The following is a 7,729-nucleotide window of genomic DNA, read 5'->3' as shown; positions in this document are numbered from 1 at the left end:
TTTAACAATGGATGAAGGCCTCTCAACAATCTCTCCAGCAGCAATTTTGTCGATGAGAATATCGTTAAGGATCTTGATCTTTCCCATATCTTCCCTTTTTACCTTCATGCTATTGCAGAGATGAATGGATGTCAACTGTGCACTTTTCATTCATTGTTCAATGCCATTTTGGACATCCTTTTATCTACTTGAAGGATTTCCGCTCCAGGGGTCTTTACTATGGTATCTCGGTATTAAGATGCTGCAAAGATGAACCATGATAACTCTTTTATTATTAGAAGTTAGACAGAATTGATAGACATGCATCTTGCAGTATTTCAATGATGAATCGAAGAAGGGATGGTGGTATGTATATTGCTCCAATTTATCTGAGAGGGTGAAGGAGGATAAAGATGATATTCCCACTGCTTCTTCCAGAGATTTCAATAGATGATTATGTTGACCGAGATGAGGAATGCCGGCTTGGCTATCTGATAGCGGATAAGAAGATACCGAGTCAGGAAGATCAGGTATACTTAAAAGAGGTGACAAGGATTGTCTCCAATGCCATCGTGACTCTTCCTGAACGAGAACGATTCATAATCATCAACCGGTTCGGTTTGAGCGGCGACGATGAGAAGACTCTCGAAGAGATAGGAAAAAACATGAATCTGAGCCGCGAGAGAGTCCGGCAGCTTGAAAAAGAAGCTAAGATTAAGCTGAGGGAGCTCCTTTCAAGCCAGATGGCTCAGCTTAGATTTTCTCTTGCTTGATTCAATAGACCTCCTCCCATGCCAGCCCGCCTCATGGCGGGCTTTTTTTAGAACTGCTGGCCTATGCTGATGAAGAACTCTCCCCCGCTTTCCTCTTTTTTCCTGTCGATTTTCCGCCCGTATTCAAAACGGAGCGGACCGATGGGGGTCTCGATCCTCAATCCTGCCCCTATAACGTGCCTGAGATCGAGAAGATCAGTATCCTTCAATTGTTTGTAAACGTTCCCCGCATCGTAGAATATGATACCCTTGATCTTTCCATAGATGGGGAAACGGAGTTCCTCATTGAAGATGAAAATCACTTCTCCTCCAATCGGCTTCCCGGTTTCAGGGTCTTTCGGGCTTACCTCTTCCATCTCAAAGCCTCTTATCGAGGAATCTCCTCCGGCGAAATATCTCTCGCTCAGAGGAATAATATCAGTATCCTTGATCCCCTTGGCCAGCCCCGCTCTGATGAAAGATGCAAAGACGACATTCCTCCCGAGATCTTTAAAATATGAGCCGTTAAAGAAGAGCTTTGCGAAATCAATATCTGAACCAATTATCTTCATGAAGATCCTTCCATCTATGCTGGCGTAGGTACCCTTTGTGGGAAGGAATAAGTCATTGCGCGTATCCCTGATAAGGGAGTAACCTATGCTCGAGAGTTTTAGATTGTTAAGTTTGGGTTCCTGATCCCTGAACTCTTCCAGACTGATCTTGAGGTCATATACATCAACATTCTGAAAGTTGTGTCGGATGAATCTAGTCCACTTAGGATCTATCTTCTTCTCTACCTGAAGAGTAGTTCCTATTTTCCTGACCGTGAAGCTTTCCTTTTCTTCCTCCTCCCAGGAGGAAGATAGGATTGAATCTAGGTTACGGCTGAAGAGGCGAGGTTCCTTCAGGAGAATCTGGACACGGCTCTCCTTCTGGCTCAGCCTCACAAGGGAACTGGTAAATCTGTTGTAACCGAAGAGATTGGTATCGGATAGCTCGAGGTGACCCCTCGGCCCCGAGAGATTATCGTATCCGCCACCCAACGTCAGGTGCAGATTATCGGCCTCTTCGACATCCACCCTCACAGTATCCTTGCCTGATTCACCGGAAGGAGAGTAACTTATGATAACGTTTTGAAACAACCCAAGCTTGTATAGCTCATGCTGGCTCTGAAGGAACTTTTCCCTACTCAGGTTGTCCCCTCTCCTGAACACCAGCTTATTCCTTATGATCTTCTCTCTGGTCAGATGATTCCCGGATATGATTACATCACCTATCGTCCTCTTCTTTCCTTCATTGATTTTGAATAGGAGTTTTGCACTGTTCCCATCGAGAGTGACATCCGTGGTGATCTTCACATCTGGAAAGCCATTTGAATCATACTTCTGTCTGAGCATGTTCTCGGCAGCGAGGATTTTGCCCGAGATAAGGGGCGTTCCAGCGTCAATTGCTGCAACCCTTGACAACTCTTCAACTGTAACCGCGCTATTTCCTGCGAAAACGATCTCGGAGATCTGAACGATCCCCCCTTCCGAGATACGAATAAGCACGGTTGCCTTCCTTCCATCGGCAGAGATGGAGACGAACGGCTCCTCGATATGCACATTGGCATAGCTGTTCTCCATGTAAAGGTTTTTGATTGAGAGAACGTCTTCCTTCAAAATGGATGGCTGGAGAAGCTGCTTGGTAAATAGCGAATCCTCCCTAAGAAGCATCTGTCTTCTGATCTTTTCTTCCGAGAAGACCTTGTTTCCACTGATGATGATCTTCTCTATTGCAACCTTCTCTCCTCTATCAATGTTGAAAATCAGCTCATTTCCGTCGTTAAATTCCTCCTTGCGGCTTGAGACGTCGATGGCAAAATATCCTTCGTTCTGGTAATAGTTCCTGAGCATATTTTCCATGTCTGACATGATCTCCATTGGGAAAAGCGATTCTATTGCGATGTCTTCCATCTTCCTTTTGAGCTTCCTCTTTTCCAGCTTCGAGCATCCCATGAGGACGATGCTAGTCCTCTTTCCACAGTGGATCTGGTACAGGATCTTGTATCCTTCCTTCTCTTTTCCAATCCTATGCTTGATAACGGATTCCAGGTATCCCTTTTTGACAAGAGAGTTCTTCAACTTCTCCGCCCCTTCCGAGACCAACTTCCTCCTGAACTCCTTCCCTTTCCTCAGGGGAAGCTCCCTGATGAGGGTTTTCACCTTAATGGGGCAATCGCAATCAATTTGGACCTCCTCGATTTTCCTCTCTTTTCGGTCCGGTGAGTTCTTGCTCTTTTCCATATCATGAAATTTGAACTGTTTTCTATACCGCAGGTCGGCGCCCACGGCACCTGTACTTGTTCTCTCCGCGATGAGGTTAAAGCCCCTGGGAATCTTGTAGTCGAGTTGATATGCGTTTTCCTCGCTTCCTCCGAGATAAGTGGAGTATATGATCATGAGATTATCGGAGATCTCCTTTCCCACAGTTAATCTGGCCGTTGGATCTGCCTGGCTTCGAATCAGCATCGGGTCGATCATGACTTTTTCAAGGTGTAGCTGCTTTTGAATTTGTTTTTCGAGCTTATCGGAGATCTTGCCAGCAAAATAGGTAGTGGCCAGATCCTCGGTGAAAGCTCCACTCCCTTCCTGTGTCAGCGATTCGAGCGTGGAACCTGTCATCAGAAGAGCAATAATGTCCTGCTCGGGAAGTGATGGTACGGAACTCAGATTGAACTGGAATTTTTCCAGGTTTCCCGTGATTCTGAGATTGACCCGATAGTCTGAGACGATTGTCTCCGCCAGGATGTCGAAAGCGGGGTTGATCCTAGTTATGTCGGCAAAATCGATATATCCCTCCTTAATCTCATATTCCACATCACGGAACTCGAATCTCCCACCTTCAAGAGCATGGAGTCTTCCAGTAAGCTCCAATCTTCTCAGGTCTCCGCCGATGTGAAGATTGCCACCAAGCTCAGCGGTGGCCAGATCGTTCTTTACCCAAAACCCCTCTTCTGCCCGGATATTGATGTCCAGGTAAACATCCTGCGGCATCCTTACGGCTTCGAACGGCTGGTATTCCCTTGCTCGAAATGCGAGAAGCTGCGACTCCAGATTAAAATCTTTATAGTACAGGCCCCGAATAATATTGAGGTCTCCGGAGATGATTGCGCTTTTTCTATCTCCTCGTATGAGTAGGGAACCATCGCAAATATACTTAAGCCCCTCTGGAAATTTCAGGGTGACGTCTTTTCCTTCCAGCTCGAAGGAGTATATGTCATAGCCAAGCTTCTGGAGGGAGGCAATGCCGCTCCCCCTCATCTCACCACCTCCAAATTCAAAAGCTATGGAGTGGAAGGTTACGAAATCACGGTCGAACTCCGCTTCCAGCTTCAAATTCTCCATGGGGTAAGGAAGGGCGAAATGTCTTATCCTTCCCCCGTCGATCCTGATGGTCCCTTTAAAGTCGGGGCTCGTGAATTTCCCGCTGGAGTACGCATCCAGATGCCCTCTTCCACTGGCGACGATTTCCTCCGTGAAAGCGCTGATGATGCTGAGATCGAAATCTCCCTTCAGCCGGATTTCCATCCTGTTGGCGGGAATGTTTATGTGCGCATCTATGGAAAGATCGGTGTTCTCACCGATAATGTCAACGCTTTCTGCTGAAATCTTGCCCGAGCTGTACATGATGGGAAGAGAGGAAGCGTTCCGGTATCTATTTCCACCGGCATTCAACTCGAACTCTTTCACCTCACCCTCAAGCCTCAGCTCCCCTAGATTCTTGAGATTTCCTTTAAAGGCAAGATTTACTGATGCAAAACCGCTTGCCCCTATGATCCTTTTGAATCCCGATATCTCCTCGAAAATGCGATAGTCCGCTTTCACAAATTCTGCATTACCCTCGAAGGGAAAATCTCTCTCCAGAAACAGAACGCCGATGAGTCTTGCATTCCATCCCCCTATGTTAGATGAGAAACTCAGGTGGGAGTGTTCCATCTTGCAGTCAAGCGAAATCGGTCCCGTACCGATCCCGTTGATGAAGAGCTCTTGAGAACGAAAGCTTGCAACTCCTCTTAATTTTCCATATTCAAGGGTGATCTCACCTCCCGCTTCGATTTTTCCATTCAGGGCAGCTTTATCATTCTTTAACAATTCTATTCTTGATGAGTCAAGTTCCCGTCCCTGGAAATTGAGATGAAGATTTCTCTTTACTGTCTGATAATCTCCGGAAGCACTAATCGTGCCCCCATGGCTCTGGATCTTAAAGTCTTTGAGTCTTGCCGTATGGCCTTCGAGATGAATCTCCCCGTGAAGGTTCTCGAATTCCTCCTTAAATAGCCTTCCTCTGAGTATCTCTACCTTTATCCATCCTTCAATATTTCCTCTATCGGCATCGATGAGGGCCTGGAGACGGGAAGTTCCGTGGAGTTTTATCTTTTCCTTTCCGGCTATTCTGAGTACCTTATCCACGGGAAGGTCAGATAATTCCCCTTCCAGATGGTAATTCTGAAGTCCCGGGATATCAAGGGAGCAGTTTAAATACCCCTTTGCTTCTTTCCCTTTGAGTTTCACACTCTTCAACTCGAACATCCTTCCGTCAAAGCGTATGAAACCAGAAATATGTCCAAGATTCATGCTCTGGATTGAAAGATCTGAAAGATCGAAAGTTCCTTGCATTCCGATCGTCTTCCCGATCTTTCCGCTTCCTTTGAGTGAAGCTCTTCCGCTAAGCGATACCAAGTTCTTTCTGGCCAGTTCGGTCAATTTTCTGGATTGAGGAAGCCGAGCTGCAATGGCTATCTCCCTGGCAATCTCATGCGATTCCAGAAGAAATCGCAAATCGGATTGCTCTAGAGGATAGGCTATGCCATCCATCTGAAGAGATGAAGAATCCGTCTTTAGGGAGCATGCATCGATACGAATGACCCCATCCTGTATGGAGGCGACTATTTCTCCCTCTGGAGTGAACCTATCGCGACGAACACCGGCTTTCTTCTGATCCAGATGGACGAGAATCTTTCCGCTCAGCACTCTTAAGGGTGAGACGCGGAAATCGATTACAGCTTCTACCGAGGCATGGCCGGCAACTGGGATAACCTGGCCTTTCACGATCTGCTCGACTCTGCCGATATCCAGGTTTCGAGCTTTTCCCTGAAAACGAAAACCGTTGCTATCTTCTTTCCATGAGCCTTTCAGTTCCGCTTTGATCTCGCCTCCTATGAAAGAAACGGTAAAGGGATGAATGCTGACTGTATCACGGCTCATGAAGATCTCAGCACTGGCCATTTCAGCTCTGGCGCCATACATGGAGAGCTCTTGCGAAAAGAGTTTCCCCTGGAATAGAGGCCTTTTCAAAGTTCCGCGGAGAAAGCCATCAACCTTTATCCTTCCATGGGGATGAGAATCTGCCGGCAGCAGATCGAAGAAGCTGGAGATCTCGATGAGGGATGTTACTTGAAGATCGCACGAATCATCAGAACCTATATCAACGACTCCTTGAACCTTAATATTTCCCCAGCGGTCGGCAAGCGCAAAATTAGAGATCTCAATGCGATTACCATTCCTGCGGAAGTCGAGCGTCAGTGAAGAAGAAAAGTCTTTGAGTCCCACAATGATGTTACCCTTCAAGATTCCGCTCAAGGAACCTTTTGAAGCAAAAATCTTTTCGTGATACTCAAAGATCAGACCTTCCAAAGACAGATCAAGAGGGATCCTCTCTTCTCGGAAAAAGATTGATCCAGATGAAATGGAGAGTCTTCCGATATCCCATACAAGATTCTTCAAAGGTGTGCGAATCTTCCTGCCAGGAACGATTCCAGCATCATTCGCTTTCATAGAGATTATGGCGCGAGGAGATTTTACGAAAATCTCTCTCACCGAGAGCTTTTTCTTAAGAGGGATGAAGAAGGTCGACAGCCTCAATGTAATCCTCGCCTCTTCAACATGCCCATCGTTAATGGAGAGATTTTCTCCAGAATAGCTGAATTTTATATCTTTAAGGATGAGTTTCAATCTATATGGAGAAAACCGAAGTTGACCTATGGAAAGGCTCCATCCCTCCATTTTTGAAAATTTCTCTTCAATATACCTCTCCGTTATCCTCTCAAAGTGGGAACTCCCCGAATAGAGAATGAGGACAGCTGTAAGAACAATAATAACCAGAATTGAGACGATGAAGATATTGATGGTGAGTTTCAGCAAGTTCATCCAGTCGAGACGTTAAACGGATATTCAGGGACCTATAAACTGGATCCCGGGTCCTTCATAATCCCACCACATCGGGTATTCTGTTAGCGTCTTGAATTCGTGTTCCAGAATCCTCTGGTGATTCTGCTCGAAATCGGCTAGATACTGAAGGATAAATCGCCCGCTTTTATCAGTCGCCTTCTTGAAGGCTTCAAGGTAGAATTTCCTTGTTTCCTTCTCCTTCTCGATGGCCGTCTGGATGATATCAATGGGAGAGCTTCCCTTGATTTCCAGCTTGGTGACCTTTAAGTTTTTTTTCGGCAGAGAGATACTGATCTTCCCACCGCTCTTCCGGTAAAGGTTTTCAAGCATCAACTGGTGGGATTGCTCCTCCCTGGCCAGAGTTGTGAATCGATCCCTGGAAGTAGAATTGCGTACCTCGCGGGCGATTTTCCTGTACATTTTATAGCTCGCAATCTCTGCCTGTATGGCAATGCCTAGAATCTCGATCATTGTCAAATCTTTTTCTATCACTTTTTCCTTCTCCTTCCTGTGGAATGGTACGGCTTCAGGGGACCCATTCCAGCTGCAAGCCTATCTGAGAAGATGCTTTCGATCTCATCGTCCCTCATCCACTTTTTTCTCCTCAGCACCTCCACGATGTTATTCCCTGTCGTTATCGATTCCTGGACGAGCTCCGAGGCTCTCGATTGCGCGATTGGCAATGACTTCGTTGACATTCATGTTCTGCGATGTGCCGGCTCCAGCCTGGAAGGCGCCCACTATAATCTCTTCCTTGAAACGGCCCGAAATCATCTCGTTGCAGGCGCG

3 protein-coding genes and 1 pseudogene are annotated in these 7,729 nt (G+C 46.4%); 1 reads left to right on the top strand and 3 read right to left on the bottom strand.

The annotated features are described in order from the left end of the window. Nucleotides 1-392: 392 nt before the first annotated feature. Nucleotides 393-752 carry a sigma-70 family RNA polymerase sigma factor gene (locus AB1756_01805; GenBank protein MEW5806077.1) on the top strand — a complete coding sequence of 120 codons (360 nt, stop codon included), beginning with the start codon at nucleotides 393-395 and terminating at the stop codon, nucleotides 750-752. Nucleotides 753-799: 47 nt separating this feature from the next. On the opposite strand, the gene bamA is transcribed toward AB1756_01805, so the two are convergent. From bamA to aspA, 3 genes and pseudogenes are all read right to left on the bottom strand, one after another. Continuing rightward, nucleotides 800-6,919: an outer membrane protein assembly factor BamA gene (bamA, locus tag AB1756_01800; protein MEW5806076.1), complete on the bottom strand. Its 6,120-nt coding sequence runs from the start codon at nucleotides 6,917-6,919 to the stop codon at nucleotides 800-802. 24 nt (nucleotides 6,920-6,943) lie between these two features. Beyond that, the gene (locus tag AB1756_01795; GenBank protein ID MEW5806075.1) at nucleotides 6,944-7,432 is read right to left on the bottom strand and encodes a ferritin family protein; all 489 of its coding nucleotides are present in this window, start codon (nucleotides 7,430-7,432) and stop codon (nucleotides 6,944-6,946) included. A gap of 150 nt (nucleotides 7,433-7,582) precedes the next feature. Further along, a pseudogene (gene aspA / locus AB1756_01790) lies at nucleotides 7,583-7,729 on the bottom strand (aspartate ammonia-lyase).

Source organism: Acidobacteriota bacterium (assembly GCA_040752675.1).
Classification (GTDB): domain Bacteria; phylum Acidobacteriota; class Polarisedimenticolia; order JBFMGF01; family JBFMGF01; genus JBFMGF01.
The sequence above is the reverse complement of the archived record's forward strand: the minus strand, read 5'-3'. Positions and strand labels throughout refer to the sequence as shown.

Coding starts and splice junctions, on each gene's coding strand:
- bamA (MEW5806076.1), bottom strand. CDS start 6,919: ATGAACTTGCTGAAACTCACCATCAATATCTTCATCGTCTCAATTCTG.
- AB1756_01805 (MEW5806077.1), top strand. CDS start 393: ATGATATTCCCACTGCTTCTTCCAGAGATTTCAATAGATGATTATGTT.